Source organism: Salinimicrobium sediminilitoris (genome assembly GCF_020866905.1).
In the GTDB taxonomy this organism is placed as follows: Bacteria; Bacteroidota; Bacteroidia; order Flavobacteriales; family Flavobacteriaceae; genus Salinimicrobium; species Salinimicrobium sediminilitoris.
The window spans coordinates 713,042-728,767 of record NZ_JAIVCC010000005.1 but is presented as its reverse complement, the minus strand read 5'-3'; the positions used below and the strand labels follow the sequence as shown (position 1 = coordinate 728,767).

At 43.3% G+C, this 15,726-nt stretch carries 7 protein-coding genes; 1 reads left to right on the top strand and 6 read right to left on the bottom strand.

Going from position 1 to position 15,726, the window contains the following annotated elements:
• Positions 1–39: 39 nt before the first annotated feature.
• The 4 genes from sov to LA313_RS08325 form a co-directional block, all read right to left on the bottom strand.
• Positions 40–7,185, bottom strand: coding sequence for a T9SS outer membrane translocon Sov/SprA (gene sov / locus LA313_RS08340; RefSeq protein ID WP_228914224.1), 7,146 nt, complete (start codon positions 7,183–7,185; stop codon positions 40–42).
• Positions 7,186–7,190: 5 nt separating this feature from the next.
• Complete coding sequence (gene ruvA / locus LA313_RS08335) at positions 7,191–7,772, bottom strand: Holliday junction branch migration protein RuvA (RefSeq protein WP_228914223.1); 582 nt, start codon at positions 7,770–7,772, stop codon at positions 7,191–7,193.
• A 158-nt stretch (positions 7,773–7,930) separates the two neighbouring features.
• Positions 7,931–10,222 (bottom strand): NADP-dependent malic enzyme, encoded by a 2,292-nt coding sequence (locus tag LA313_RS08330; RefSeq protein WP_228914222.1) that lies wholly within the window; start codon positions 10,220–10,222, stop codon positions 7,931–7,933.
• A 103-nt stretch (positions 10,223–10,325) separates the two neighbouring features.
• Positions 10,326–12,284, bottom strand: a complete 1,959-nt coding sequence (locus LA313_RS08325; RefSeq protein ID WP_228914221.1) for a trehalase family glycosidase — start codon at positions 12,282–12,284, stop codon at positions 10,326–10,328.
• On the opposite strand from LA313_RS08325, the gene LA313_RS08320 reads away from it, so the two are divergent.
• A complete protein-coding gene (locus LA313_RS08320; RefSeq protein WP_228914220.1) occupies positions 12,283–13,104 on the top strand; it encodes an energy transducer TonB in 822 nt (273 codons plus the stop codon). The two genes, LA313_RS08325 and LA313_RS08320, sit on opposite strands and share 2 nt — an antisense overlap.
• Here LA313_RS08320 and queG read toward each other — a convergent pair.
• Positions 13,093–14,016, bottom strand: coding sequence for a tRNA epoxyqueuosine(34) reductase QueG (queG, locus tag LA313_RS08315; protein WP_228914219.1), 924 nt, complete (start codon positions 14,014–14,016; stop codon positions 13,093–13,095). The two genes, LA313_RS08320 and queG, sit on opposite strands and share 12 nt — an antisense overlap.
• A 164-nt stretch (positions 14,017–14,180) precedes the next feature.
• Positions 14,181–15,515 carry a cytochrome P450 gene (locus tag LA313_RS08310; protein ID WP_228914218.1) on the bottom strand — a complete coding sequence of 445 codons (1,335 nt, stop codon included), beginning with the start codon at positions 15,513–15,515 and terminating at the stop codon, positions 14,181–14,183.
• Between the last annotated feature and the right edge of the window lie 211 nt (positions 15,516–15,726).

Sequence of the window (15,726 nt, the reverse complement as noted above, 5' to 3'; positions counted from 1 at the left end):
AAAGTTAATTTTTTAATCCTTTTAGTCAAGCCCCCTGCGCTAATTTCCGAAGTTATATCTCAAAGTCACTCCAGACCTGATTGTAGTCTGGGGAAAAGCTGTTGAAATTGCGTATTCCGAGAAACTGTGATCGTAGTAAACCAGCGCGGTAAGGTTCTTTGAAAGGGCATAATCTGCCGTAAAATTGATGGCCCAGATATCCTGTCCCGCAGTAACCTGACTATTGTCTATGTCCAGATATCGAATAACGGTTTCGTTGTGACGGTATGAAACATCTGCCTTAAAATTGAGGTCACTGCTAAGAATTCTTTGACGCCCCCCAATCTTGGTGTCGATCTTTAGATCTTTGATACGGTATCCTAAACCGAGAGTATATTGGTTCCCGTTTATTTCGGTAAGAAGGTTATTGTCAAAACTTAATGACAACGCCCTGTCTTTTTGAATATCGGCTAAAATTTTGATAGAATTTGCCATTTCCATATCCACCCGAACAAGAGGGCTAAACTGTTCAGTAAGATTAACATTGGAAAAAAGCAACTCACTCTTGTAGTTCCCTGCCTGGTCTACATCGCGGGGATTGGCAGGATCATAATCTAAATTGGTCTGGAATTGGTTAAGAGTATATCCTGCAGTATAACCATGATTAACAGAAAATCTTTTGAAATTCTTTTTGAACCACGGCAGGCGCATAAAGCCGGTATATTTCAGGTTCCAGTTGGGAAGAGGGAAATCCCTGAATGCTCCCAGCGCCACATCATCGGGATCTGAACCCGAATAAGCAGCTAAAAATGCCGGTAGCAATACATCCTGATTATTTTTTCCGTAGCCTACAGGATAGCCAAATTCATCTGTCTCATTTGGATCAAGGCCATTTTCTATAGCCAGTCTTCTTGCCACTGCCAGCCTGTTCTCCCTGAAATCCTGAAAAGTCGCCGAAGATTCAGCCGTACTTTGATTGAAAGCAGTTTTAAGAAGAATGGTAGAAATGTTGAAGTTCCCAAAAGTTAATGGGGTAAGCGGCACATATTGACCTCCTATTACCCTGTAATTTTCCTGAAATGTTTCTGAATATAACCTGCCTGCGGTAAGCTGAACGGTTAAATCTGGCAACAGGGAAATATCAGCATTGATCCCCAGTTGTTCATTTTCGACCTGCGTGTACTGCTGATTAAATTGCTGATATAAAGTAAGCCAGCCTTTACGGGCTGCCATATATCTCACCTCTTCCTGACTTCCCAGTGTAAAGCCGAAGGTTGGATTCCAGGTACCCATAAATCCTATGTCATTGGTATAACCGGGAAGGAAGGTCCCGTTGTTCTCCTGGTAATTTACCTGTATCCTTCGAATGGAAGTTAGAAGCCCCACAAAAGTGTTGTAGGTTCTATCCCCTGCACTTAGCCGGGCAATATCTGCCGGGGCTGGAGCTTTTGGTTGATCCCCGTCTAAAGTAGGCACTGCTCTGCTGCGCTCTTCTATTGTTTGGGCTCCTCCCGGTCGTGTCCTTTTCTTTAGACCAAAGTAATCATACAAGGTCTGCATTTCCATATTTGCGCTTACCTGGTGTACATTGGAATTTTGAACACTATTTCCAAGATCGGGCACGTCTTCCAGAGTTTGATAAATTTCTGAGCCCCGCTCCCATTGAAAATTTCCTGTGTACGAATAGGTCGCCTTCACAAATTCAAGTACAGGAACCTTTGCCAGGGGCAAATCGTAATTGAGTTGTAAGGACTGGTAATGTTGATTTGGAATACCTACATTGAAAAAGCCGTCCCAAATATCTGTAGTAGTATCGGGGTTGTTATCTTCATCAAGGTAGTTGCGAACAATTCTGTTGGTTGAGGAATCAAAATTCAGCCGCAGGCTTTTAGTGAAGTTATAATTAATAGTATACTGCCAGTCAAACAAAAAGTTTCTCTGGTAAAGCGTTGGAATCCCATTAATAAAACCGGGAGGCAAATTGATCTCCCTAAATTTCTGCTCATTATATTGTCTGAATATAGTAGAGGTTGCAGTTACGTTTGATGGAAACACGTTGAAATTAAAATCCCTTAAAAGGGCATAATACGCACTGCTGTCCAAGGCCTTTACATTTCTCAAAGGCTCAATATTCACAGGTGCAAAAGTATAGTCATAAGTAGCTCCTACCCGCACATTTTGATCAAAGGCATCTTCTATTTCAAAATCCCGGTGATCCACCTGATTATAACTTCCGGAAACGCTAAGGTTTTCAATATCGTAAGGCATAGGTTTGTCCTCTCCCAATCTTTCCTTACGAAGTCCTATTACATTTATACTCTGACGCCGGGTAAAGTCCTCGGCCCTTTCCCTAAGGTCATCCCTAATTTCGTCTGTTGCGGCATTATCCAGCACAGTTTCCAGTTCCAGATCAAGATATTCGGGATCATATTTTGGAGTAATTAATTCTTCGCCATAGCTGTAGCTCACAGGGATTTTCACGCCCCAGGAGGGTGGTAAAAGCTGCCCCATATTGAGATTACTCACCACATCATATTGTAAAAAGTCTTCTCTGCTTCTTTGGTTTGGTCCCTGTTCCAAAGAACCAAAACCAACAGTACTCCTTCTTCCGGTAGCCGAAAGATTCGCAAAATCGGCCACGTTGGCGTCCATATTCACGATCGCTGCCCAGCCTCCTTCATTATCCAGTTCAGACAAACGAAGTTCATTGAACCATACCTCCCCGCAAAGGTTTCTGGAAGTGGCTTCAGAAAGGCCATTTTTGACACCTAACATGAGCATCCTTACATTCCCAAAGCTGGGATTTCCTTTGATCCCTATTCTTAACTGGCCCACCTCGTAAGGTGCTTCCGCTGCAACCTGCTCTCCTGTTTCATTAAAGAAATTGAGTTCCGTAGACACCAAATCGGGATTTCCAATCACTTTTGCTTTCACCTCCTGCAGTAATTCCAATGCCAGGTTCATGCGGTTTTCCACGGGCCAAATTTCCGAAGCAGACGCTGCACCAAATTCGGTTGGTTTTAGCGGGATCTCTATCTGGTAGAAGTTATCGGTAAAATCTGTACCAATCCGCACAAAGGCCACCAACTCACCATCCTGCCATTTTAGCCTGTTTACCAAAGGTTCGGCATGAATGAACAGCTCAAGATTCTTGTACTGCCTCATATCCAACTGGAAGTTCTTATATACTCCGCGGGAATCCTGCGGCTCGAGATCACAAACTGTCACGGCAAGCGACTGCTCGTTCTGTCTCACCCTGGTATTATTATTCATCAATTCCTCACGATCCACACCGGGTGGCAAGACATAAGGGATAGGCTGGCGGTTTTCATTCTCCTCAATACTTACTGAAGCGACAGTAAAAGTGGTGCTTTCATTGGTAGGATCAGATTTATCGGGATCCAAACTTTGGGTATATCTACGGTAATCCCCCCGCACCAGGTCCATAGTTCCAAACCTGAGTACCGTGGGATCTTCAAAGCCGGTAAGATACATCCTCATAAATCTTATAGACCTGAAATCTCCAATTCCTCCGCGAGCAGCGGTTGGCTCATAAATTGGCACCTTAAACTGCAACCATCTCACAGGTAACTCCTGCCCGTTAGGCAAATCAATTGAAAATTCTTTGACATCTGTGACATAGCGGCTATTGTCTATGCTCATATTCGGAAAAACAGGAACCTCATATTCGAAATAGCTATCAACCGTGTTCATGGTATTATCACGGTTTAGATCTTCAACTGTAGGTAAAGTGGTGTTGCCGCGGTTGGTATTGGTAACATCTGGTGGGGAATTACCTTCAATACCATTATAGTCAAAATAGCGATCCAGAATTCCTCCTGAAGCATTCAGGAAATAATCATAATTATCGGCTGCAGGATCGGGAAGGTTTCCAAAAGCAGGGAATTGAGAAGCTTCTTCTGCATCAGAAAGTCCGTCGTATCCAGTATCCTGGTTTAGTCTTTCCTGCCCTTCAGTATTGAAAGCGTAAATTAGTGACTGGTTGGAAGGCACTTTACCAAATTCTGTAAGGGTCGTATTCTGCACACCGCCATCTACAGGAAGCCCGTTTTCGTATTGCTTCCGCCCGTCTTTTAAAACATCTTCAGAAATGTTTCCCAGGTTAAAGACCAGCTTCCCTCCGGGATTTCCCGCATTTTCTGAATACAGGAAAGGATCCATCATCCAAAACTCTATGTATTCCACGTTACTCTGCTCAAAGTTGGTCGAGTTAATCGCCCGGGATATACCCCCAAAATTCTCTGCAGGGTTTGGCAGGTTATTGCCACCGGCAGCTGCAGGATTAAAATTGTAAGCCCCTCTTATTCCCGGATAATAAGCCAGGTCAAGAGTGTATAGCACCTGTGACTGGCCCTGCACTACATCTACATTCGGAAAGATCTCATTGAGAAAAACCCTTCGGGTCGCGTAACTGGAAAGATCTGAGTCTGTAACTCCCGAAGGTCTGCTGCTTCCGTAGAAAATAGGATCTATGCTGTACCAGGCAAGTTTCGCCCTTTTGTAATTGGTAGCGAGATTTCCGTTAGCCAGTTCGCCGCCAAAACCAAGAGGAACGCTGGAAAGTTCCCATCCCAGCGGATTGTCAATAGCAATAGAGGTTTGCGCTGCCTCAAAATCATCCACATAAGTGGTGGCACGACCTTCGAATTCACTTCCTTTTGGCGCACCCGGCAACAAATACGCCACTTCACCGCGCAGGGAAAGATTGGAGAACACATCTGTATCAATATTGGGAAGTTTATTGACCCAGCGTGTCAAAAATGGCAATTCGGTTGAATAATTCAGGTTGAGCCCAAGGATAGTATTATTGATGGGTTCGTAGCTGTAATTGGATTTTTGTGTGAGCGGGCGTTCATTAAGGTTAAGATAAGTGGCACCCACCAGGAAATTTTCATTAAAAAGATGCTCGACATTAATCCCGGTAAACCGTTTTGTTTGCTGCCCGAAAAGGGCATTATTCTCTGTTGATACCTGGATGGGAATATTTGAAGCCAATAAAGCCTCATCCAGGATCTGCACCCGTCCAAACTGGTAGTTCACCACATAGTCAACCCCTTCCTGCAACACTCTTCCTCCCGCGGTAACTGTTACCGATCCCTGTGGCACATTAAAAGCACCAATCGGAATACCTTCAACATTAGAGGATTTGTAGCGCCCGCGAAGCTGGAACTTGTTCTTTTCGGCCTGCTCCTGCTCTGCCTGAGTTTTGGTAGTATTATAAAGCGCCCGGAAAACGTATTTTTGCTGATTGGCATTCCAGGTTTCGGGAAGCTCATAAATTTCTGAACCTGCATTAGGATTGGGATCCAGTTTGTTGAAAAGGTAATTTCCAAATGGCTCTACAGAGGTGAATATTATATTCCCTGTTTCGGGATTAATTGTAATTCCCGGCACAAAATCAAAAAACCCGTCTCCGCCTACTATTGGATCCCCCGAAACATTGAGATTATCGAGGTTAAATACCCTTAAAAGGGTTGTTTGCTCCACATCTTCGGGTAAAGGCACGCCTTCAACTCCTGTAATGTAATTAAGGGGTTGAGGATCTGTGTACACGATGTTCATTCGAAAATCATCTCTCTCCAGATTAAAAGCCCCCAGGTTGTAGATGTTCTTCATCATAAGGTCCCATACCGGTTCATCAACATTGGTGACCGAACTCTTAAGCATCTTCACTACCAGGTTTTGAGAAATTGAAGATTCCTCTCCCGTACCACCCGAGGCATCGATCCCGTCACTTGCAAATTCCCCTACCTGATAGACCTCTCCTCCAACAGTATACTGAAAAGCGACAGCAAGAATTTCATCACTTGCCAGTCTTTGATTCAGGGAAATATATCCAAGACTGGAGTTCAAGCGGTATTCTGAAGGTTTTAACTGCCTGGCATTTTCCAGTTTCACGTAATCCCTTCCTTCTGAAACCTGCAGGCCACCAAACCCGCTTTCCACCCTTGCCACATCTCTAATTGCGGGAGTAAGCACAGATTCAAACGGCCCGGTTATCCCAAAAGGGTTTAGATCATTATTGCGGTTATCGGCAAAGGCACCTTCCGGCTGATTGAAAAAACCTGCCGGCGGATTTACCAAACCTATATTTCCCGGTACCGGGGACTCCCCAAGATCCTGAATCGCAACAATATTTCGGGTATCGGTGAGATTTTGTACGTTATTTGTCCTGTTGGTCACCCATACCTGTACCCGGGTGATCTGTATGTTGGAATTTATAAAAGGATAATTTTCCAGTGCTTCATCGTAATGGTCACGAAAGTAATGTGCCAGGAAAAAGTGCCTGTTCTCGTCGTATTCAATTGCAAATTTGTCGAATTCCTGGACGGTTGCCCCGCCTTCAACATTTACCGTTCGCCGTTCACTTTTCTGTTCAGAAAAAACCCCGGTTATCGTGGTCTTTCCAAACTGAAGCTGAGTCTTTACCCCAAATAAACTTTGCGCGCCCTGGATCAAAGCCGAATTAAGTGGCATATTGATATTACCCACCTCGATCTTTTGAATGATATCATCTTCGGTAGGAGTATACTCCAGTTTCAGCTGGTTTTGAAAATCAAAAGTAGACTCGGTATCGTAGTTTGCCGTTACTTTTAGGCGCTCACCCACATTTCCGAGGAGACTCAGCTGGATTCGCTGGTCAAAATCAAAAGTAAACGTACTTCGGTTTCGGGGTGAGAAAGCAGGATTATCTCTTTTTGAATAAAGAATTCCCAAATCCAGTGCGACAGATCCCTGCGGAATAAATTCAATATCACCACCACCAAATATATTCTGAAAGAAATCGGAATTCACATAAAACCCGGGAAGCAGGTCCCGCTGATCTTCCTCTGTACCTTCTTTTCTTCCCGAAAGCGCATCAGATTTTTCCTGAAAGTAATTTTTCATTTCTTCCTGGATCACCAACTCCTGGTATTCTTCGGGAGTAAGGATAAGGGGAGCGGTAATATTTAACTTTCCTAAAGTTTCTCTATAGACATAACGGTCAAGGACGGGATCATAGGTGTAAGCGGCAACTATACTGTTCGGATTAGATAACCTCAATTTTCCCAGTGAATGACCTGTTTTTACGGTATCCTGTTCAACGATGGTATCCTGCGCCAGGGTTGGCGAAGAGAGTACCAGAACACAAAGAAGTGCAAAGGAATTTGAAAGCCAAAACCTGAAATTGTAGTTCTGCTCCAAAGGAGTTATAATTTTTTTAGTGCCTGCTTAATAAGAGATTCCACTGAAGCATCAGGTTCTTCCTTCACAATTCTCTCTACCACTTTTTCAGACTGCTTTCGTGTGTACCCAAGGGTCTCTAATGCAGATAACGCTTCTTCACGGCTTGTATTGCTTTGAGGCGCTGAAACTTCATCAATACCAAAGACTTTTACAATTTTGTCTTTAAGATCAATGATCACCCGCTGCGCCGTCTTGGCTCCAATTCCTTTTATTCCCTGAATGGTCGCCACATCGCCTGCGGCAATTGCTTCCGTTATTTGTCCTGGCTCAAGGGAAGACAACATACTACGGGCTGTACTCGCGCCAACTCCCGAAACAGAAATTAACAGCCTAAAGATCTCCCGCTCAGATTTTTCCCAAAAACCAAAAAGGGTATGCGAATCTTCTTTTACCTGTAAGTGGGTATATAACTGCAGTTGTTCCTGCGAAGGGATTAAAGAAAAAGTATGTAGGGAAATGTGGATAAAATATCCGACTCCGTTGCAATCGATCACCACATTAGTAGGATTCTTTTCAACAAGCCGGCCTTTAATGCTGTAGATCATGGAAAGTAGATATTTGTAGCGTCAAATGTAATAAAATTGAAAGGATAGGGAAACAGCAATTACCTGCTGCTCTTAGCTTTTAAAATGGCCTTTACCCGATATAATTCTTTAAAAAAAACAAGAGGAAAATGTATTTTTTGACACCTTCACTTTTTTATTTATTGTTCACGTTTAGCTTTTCGCTCCTTTTCCTGGGCATCTACCACTGCTACAGCAGTCATGTTCACTATTTCCTCTACACTTGCACCAAGTTGAAGCACGTGTACAGGTTTATTCATCCCCATTAGGATTGGCCCAACAGATTCGGTTTTGTTAAGCTCTTTTAGCAGCTTATAGGTACTGTTACCCGAATCGAGATTAGGAAATATAAGAGTGTTCACTTTACGACCCGCAAGTTTTGAAAATGGAAATTTCTTTTGCAACATTTCATTGTTAAGCGCAAAGTCGGTCTGCATTTCCCCATCGACAATAAGGTCCGGGTAAAAGCGATGTAGATAATCTACCGCTTCCCTTACTTTTTCGGCTTTTTCATTCTGTGAGGATCCAAAATTCCCGTAGGAGATCATCGCCATCACCGGCTCCATTCCAAACAGTCTCACGGTCCTGGCGGTCATTTGAGCAATCTTTCCGAGTTCCTTGGCAGTGGGATCAATATTTACCGAAGTATCACTAATAAAAAGTGGCCCACGGGAGGTATTCATAAGGTTCGTCGCTGCAACTTTAGAAACGCCCGCAGCTTTACCTATTAACTCAAGCATAGGTTTAAGTACTGTAGGATAAGACCTGGAATATCCTGAAATCAAAGCATCTGCATCTCCCGAGTTCACCATCATAGCCGCAAAGTAATTACGTTGACGCATTAATAAGCGGGCATCATAGCGGGTAACTCCCTTTCGTTTTCGGGTTTCCCAGTAAACCTCTGCATACCGGTTGCGACGTTCGTCTTCAACATCACTTTTGGAATCGATTATTACAACATCATCTGCATGAAAATCGATCTCCTTCATTAGTTCTTCAATCACATCTCTGCGGCCCAGCAAGATAGGTTGTGCAATACCTTCGTCGTGTGCAATCTGTGCTGCTTTAAGCACATCCAGGTGATCGGCTTCGGCAAAAACAACTTTCTTAGGATTCATTTTCGCCCTGTTCATAAGCAAACGGGTGATCTTATTGTCATTCCCCATCCTTTCCAGCAGCTCATCTTCATAACGTGCCCAATCCTGAATAGGATTTTTGGCAACTCCGCTTTCCATTGCGGCCTTAGCCACTGCCGGAGGAACCTGTGTGATCAACCTGGGATCAAAAGGCTTAGGGATAATATAATCTTTCCCAAAGAGAAGTTTGGTTTCCCCGTAGGCAATATTCACCTGCTCGGGCACCGGCTCCTTAGCCAGTGCAGCAAGGGCTTTTACGGCTGCCATCTTCATTTCTTCATTGATCTTGGTTGCCCTCACATCAAGAGCGCCCCTAAAAATGAAAGGAAAACCAAGCACATTGTTCACCTGATTAGGATGATCACTACGACCAGTCGCCATAATAATATCTTTTCTGGTGGCAACGGCCAGGTCGTAATCTATTTCAGGTTCTGGGTTGGCCATGGCGAAAACAATAGGCCGTTTGGCCATTTTCTCCAGCATGTCGGGTTTTACAATATTTCCAACCGATAATCCTAAAAACACATCGGCCCCTTCCATAGCGGCCGACAAGTTCTTATATTCCTTTTTTACCGCAAATCTCTTCTGAAGATCAGAAAGGTCTTTCCGGTCTTTGTGCAGCACTCCTTTTACATCAAACATCACGATGTTTTCCACCTTCACCCCGAGGGAAACATAAAGATTGGCACAGGCAATTGCAGCCGATCCCGCCCCCGAGATCACCACTTTCACTTTACCTATTTTCTTTTTTGCAAGATCAAGGGCATTAAGCAGGGCAGCCGAAGAAATAATAGCCGTACCGTGCTGGTCATCATGCATTACCGGAATATCAAGTTCTGCCTTTAACCTTCTTTCGATCTCAAAAGCTTCGGGCGCTGCTATATCTTCCAGGTTAATTCCGCCAAAAGTAGGCGCAATATTCTTGACGGTCTCCACAAAAGCATCCACATTTTTAGTGTCCACTTCAATGTCAAAAACATCAATATCTGCGAAAATTTTAAAGAGCAAGCCTTTACCTTCCATTACGGGTTTTGAAGCTTCGGGACCTATGTCACCAAGGCCAAGTACGGCGGTACCGTTAGAAATTACCGCCACAAGGTTTCCTTTGGTGGTGTATTTATATACGTTCTCTACATTTTTATGGATCTCCAGGCAAGGCTCTGCAACCCCGGGAGAGTAAGCCAGTGAAAGATCGCGTTGGGTAGAATATTTTTTGGTAGGCACCACCTGTATTTTACCGGGGTGCGGTTTTGCGTGATAAATTAAAGCTTCACGTCTTTTGCGTTCGTTCCTCATAATTCCCTGTTTATTCAGGCGGAACAAAGGTAAGGGTTTAGTATTTACAGCTTAATGATGTGGGTCATTTTTTCCTGCAGGCAGAGAGATGCCTAAAACAGCATTATTGTTCGAAGTTTAACTTCCCTGGCGGCACCAGGCCGTCAAGCTTTTCATGGTATTTTTTCGGCAGCAACTCCAGTCCCAGTTGATAGGATGCGTTCATCCAGCCAAAACCCGAGGTGGTGATATAATCGAATTCTGTTCCAACATTCCCGTATTCGGCATAGACTTTATGAGTGGCATCCACAACATCGTATTTTTCCGGAATAGTACCGTTGTAATCCACGGCATTTTTAGTGATCATCCAGAGCCACCTGTAAATAAGCTCATGCGCCTGTTCCTCGTAACCATAGCTTAACAAGCCCTGCCACAGGAGCATTTGATGCGGGGCCCAACCATAAGGGTAATCCCACTGCCTTTGCACCTCGTTTGTCGCTGTTTCTTCTACGGAAGCCTTTGCGCTGGAAAGGATCCCGCCCTGCGCCTTGAGGTCCTGCATTAACTGAGGAACCATTCTTTCAGACTGTTCTTCTGAAGCCAGTCCGCTCCACAAAGGGTAAAAATTCGTAGCTGAAATATACCCGGTTTGCTCTCCTGTTTTGAAATTATAATCGAAAAAGCTGCCCTTCTCCTCACTCCACAAATAACGGTTCATTAGCTCTTTGCGTTTTTCAGCTTTATCTTTCCAGTAGTCATCTGTATAAGTTTTTCCGGCTGAAGTTGTGAAGCTGTCATCAAAATATTCATCAATGAGGTATTCAAAGTCCTTCTCATATTTATAGAGCAGCGAGTTGAGATCAACAGTGTTTAAATTTGCCGCCCTGTTCTCCAAACGCCACGACGTATCATGCCCGCTCTCCCGAAGGGTCCTGTCATGCCTGAAATACTCATCTACTTCGGAATCTTCTATTGCTCCCGATTGATATTTCTCTACAAATTCTGAAACTTCTAAATCATGCTTTGATGCAAACTCCTGAAGCACCTCGTTAAAATGCCCTTTTTCAGTCTCAGGCGGAATACCTATACCCTGGGCGAAATATCTATTGAGACCATTGGAAGTGAGTCGTTCCCCCTCTACCATCCACACCTGTTCATATTCTTTTATGGCTGCTTCCAATGCTTTCCGCAGCCAGGCCTTATCCTCTTCTTCCATGGCTTCATAAACCTCCCGAACAAAAGAGGACATGAACGGCGGCTGAGTGCGAGTTAGATAATAAGAGCGGTTGGCATTTAGGATCTTTCCATAGTGATTGATCTGGTAGATAAAATTATCTACCATGGCTTTGGCCAGATCTATCCTGCCGTCAACGAGTAGCCCTACTCCTTCAAAATAGCTATCCCAGCCATACATTTCATTGAACCTGCCGCCCGGAACCACGAATGGAACCCCGCGATCATCTTCTATTTTTAATGCCAGCAGTCCGGGTTGATTATTTATAGATTTTACATACTGCGGACTTATCTCATGCGGAAGAATCACCACCTCAAAACCACTTAATTCCTGCTGAAGCTCTGTATAGTAATTTATTCCTGTAGTGTCTGTCGCCGGCACATATAGCCGCTGAACACCATCTGAAGCTTTTGTATCCCGCAAGATCTTTCGCAGGCCTTTACGATCAATGGTACGGGTGAGATCATCCCAAAACTGCTCCTTAATTCTTCGGGAAATTCGCTTAGTTGGTTCTTCCTTGATCTCCTGTAGAGAAATCTGAAGCGTATCCCTGTCATCTGCCCGGGCCATGGCGAGCTCCTGAAGTAAATTTGATAAATAATAAATTTCTTCAATGGCCACTGAATCTCCAGCGGTACGGGGTATCAAAAATGGCATTTTTTGCTCATCTTCTATGGTGATCTTTTTGTCACCATCGGTATCGGCCACAGCAATTAGCCTCTCGAAGGTCGAATCAACCTTAAGTTCAAAGGTTTCAGTTTGCGCAAAAAGCTGATGGGAAATTCCGAAGAAACACAGGATCAGGAGAAACTGCTTAAAAACTTTTATATTTAAAAAAAATAACCTCATGAAATATCTTTACTTATTCCTATTTCTATTCTTTTTCAGTAATAATCCATTTTCACAGGACGCTTACCTTATGCCTGCTGTTGATACCGCACCTGTTATTGGGGAGTGCGATGATTCTAAAGATACTAAAGATTGCTTTAATGATAAGCTAAGCGATCACATTCAAGCCAATCTTGATATTAGGAAAACCTTACATGCCACAGGGAAGGCTTATGTTCAATTCAAAGTTTCGGCAGATGGGCAGGTGCAGGATGTAAAGGTGCGCGCAGAGGATAGTAAGCATAGGAAAGAAGCAAAAAGGGTAATTAAGATGCTTAAGATCAAAGAACCTGCAACCCTTAATGGCGAAAAGGTAGCTGTGTTGCATTCTTTGCCGATCACCTTTAGAACCGTAAATCATAACAGCATGGAGGAATTTCTGAGTTCTGAAGATTTCCAAAAAAACATCGAAAAGAGCCTGGGCAGGCAGGAAACAGAGCGGCTGGGAGTTATTAAATTTGAAGAACTAAAATTTCCTCCGGAATATCAGGAATGTGTCTCCATGCCCGATAACAAAGAATGCTTTCGTAAAGTAACAAACGAAAGACTGCGAGCGCATCTTCAAAAAGGAAGAGCAAAGATCAAATCGGGTACAGAAATAAAATATTTTTTTGAAGTAAACAAGGAAGGAAAAAGCCTTAACGTAATCGCAGTTGCTCCGGGAAAACGGGCAAATCAAATAGTTAAAGAAGTCCTCGAAAATTTGAAATTCAACAGCCCCGCCAAAGATGAGCAGGGAAATCCTGTCAAAACTGAATTTGCAGGGAGTCTAATCTTTTAAAAACCTGATGTTGCGCGTAAGTCCGCTGTACTTGGTGCGTTTTACCGCCGATTTTTTAAAGACTTTTCTAAAAGTTTCTTCGGTGATCTCCTCCCAGTCCTTTTTGCTCATACTAAGCAGCTCGGGGTGCGGATTGAACAAAGGTTCATTATGAGGTTTTGAAAAGCGGTTCCAGGGACATACATCCTGGCAAATATCACAACCAAATGCCCAGTCGTCAAATTTACCTTTCATTTCATTAGGCAATTCCTCTTTTAGCTCAATCGTAAAGTAGGAAATACATTTGCTACCGTCAACCTTATAGGGTTCCACAATTGCATTTGTGGGGCAGGCATCAATACATGCAGTGCAGCTCCCACAATGATCTGTAACCGGCGCGTCATACTCCAGGTCAAGATCCACGATCAATTCGGCTACAAAAAAGAAGGAGCCTTTCTGCTTTGACAATAAAAGGGTGTGTTTTCCAACCCAGCCCAGGCCTGCCTTTGCAGCCCAGGCCTTATCCATTACCGGTGCAGAATCTACAAAAGCCCTGCCCTCCACTTCTCCTATTTCCTGCTTAATGTACTGCAACAAACTCTTGAGCTTATCCTTGATCACAAAGTGGTAATCTGTACCGTATGCATATTTACTGATCTTATAGGAATCTTCCCGCTGAGTATCCTCAGGATAGTAATTCAGGAGCAGGGAAATAACACTTTTAGAGCCTTCCATAAGTTTTGTGGGATCAAGACGCTTGTCGAAATAATTCTCCAAAAATGACATTTTTCCATGCCTTTGATTGTGCAGGTATTCTTCAAGCCGTGGCGCTTCCTCTTCAAGAAATTCGGCTTTGGAAATTCCGCATGACAAAAAACCGAGGCGTTTTGCTTCGGTTTTTATGAGGTTTGAATATTTCGATCTTAAATCCACACTTACAGGCAAAACTATTGCAATTATTGCACAAATATTACTCCAGAACAGGAAATTATCTATTAATCACCAGGATCAATATTCTGATTAATTCAACAGAAATTCTGCGGGTTGTAATTTTTTCTGATCTGTTCAATAAAGTTATTTCAGAAGAGGATATTGAATTATCTGAAGTTAAATTGAAGAATTGCATTTTTCGGCTTTAAAGTAATGAGCGGCTGGATCTGGATTTCGGGATCCAGAGCTTCAATCCTGTATCTTTTAACCACTTCGGCAACAGCCATTATCATTTCATACATGGCAAAATTATTACCAATGCACTTTCTTGGGCCGGCGCCAAAAGGAAAATAATGTGAGGAAAATTCAGAAGCATCAGCCCGTTCAAATCTTTCGGGGAAGAATTTGTCGGGGTTATCCCAGTAGTCCTTATGCCTGTGAATTTCATAAACAGAAAAAAGTACATCGGTGTCTTTGGGTATCTTTATACCTTCAAATTCATCTTCTTCTATATTCCTCCTGTCGATAAAATAAGCGGGCGGGTAAAGCCGCATAGATTCCTCCACTACATGTTGGGTGAATTTTAGAGCCTGAATAAATTCCATCAAAGAGGAGCTTTCTTTTTCGGCTTTTTGAACCTCGTGAAAGATCTTATCCTGATATTCTGGATTGTTTGCCAACAATTGAGAAGTAAAGGTAAGCGCATTTGAAGTTGTCTCATGTCCTGCGGTAAACAGGATGAGGATCTCATCAAGAAGCTGTTCGCGCGGCATAGGCTCCCCATCTTCATAGCGGGCATCGAGCATCATATCAAGAAGATCGTTATGCCGAACACCACTCTCTTGTCGCTCTTCCACAATTCTCGCCAGGATGCCTCTTGCCTCCTGAGTAAGATCGAGGTGCTTTTGAATTTCTCCACGCATCCTGAACCACCAGTTTAGATAAGGCTGCCGCAGTTCCCGGACTACCATTTTCTGGGCGGCTTCTGTAATATATTGTAACCTCGCAATTTCTTCTTTGGTCGCAGCACCGCTAAAAAGGCTCTTCACTACAGTTTGAAAAGCGAGATCATTATAAATGGGGAAAATATCGAATGGCCTTCCTGTTTCTATTTTGTCAAGTTCGGTATCGATGGCTGTTTTTATAGTGTCCAACAGGTTTACCAGCTGCTTCTTGTGAAAAGCCGGCTGCAGCATTTTTCGCTGTTTTTTCCAAAGTTCACCCTCTGCGGTGAGCAGGCCCTGCCCAAGATATTTGGCAATATCTACGGTTTGGATAGTGGTTTTTCTATAGTTCTTCTGATTCTTCTGAAGAACATATTTTGCAAAATCGGGATTGCGGGAAAAAATCACAGCTTCACGAACGGCCAGATTTAACCTCCAGGTATCCCCAAGTTCTGTAAAATTCTCGCGGTGAAACGGCAGGGGGTTTTTTAAAATCCTACGGGCATTCCTGTAGAATTTAAAAACTGAAACTGTTGGTATGCCTTTGATTTCTTTCATTCGTCTCTTTATCCTTTTTGTTTTTTTTAGACCTACCAGGTCTTTATGACCTGTTAGGTCTGGTCCTGTAGGAAATCACTTAAGTATTTCGTGTTTAATCTTCTTTCATTATGCCATTGCTGAAAAGTTTCAGTGTCAATAAGAGAAAATATATAATTGGTTTCTATTTTGGTCGGTTTGGTATGGACATATGTCTGAAAAGAAGAAAATC

Bases quoted from the DNA above. Each gene is read 5' to 3' on its own strand.
- LA313_RS08330 (WP_228914222.1), bottom strand. From the start codon at position 10,222: ATGAGGAACGAACGCAAAAGACGTGAAGCTTTAATTTATCACGCAAAA.
- ruvA (WP_228914223.1), bottom strand. From the start codon at position 7,772: ATGATCTACAGCATTAAAGGCCGGCTTGTTGAAAAGAATCCTACTAAT.
- LA313_RS08310 (WP_228914218.1), bottom strand. From the start codon at position 15,515: ATGAAAGAAATCAAAGGCATACCAACAGTTTCAGTTTTTAAATTCTAC.
- LA313_RS08320 (WP_228914220.1), top strand. From the start codon at position 12,283: ATGAAATATCTTTACTTATTCCTATTTCTATTCTTTTTCAGTAATAAT.
- LA313_RS08325 (WP_228914221.1), bottom strand. From the start codon at position 12,284: ATGAGGTTATTTTTTTTAAATATAAAAGTTTTTAAGCAGTTTCTCCTG.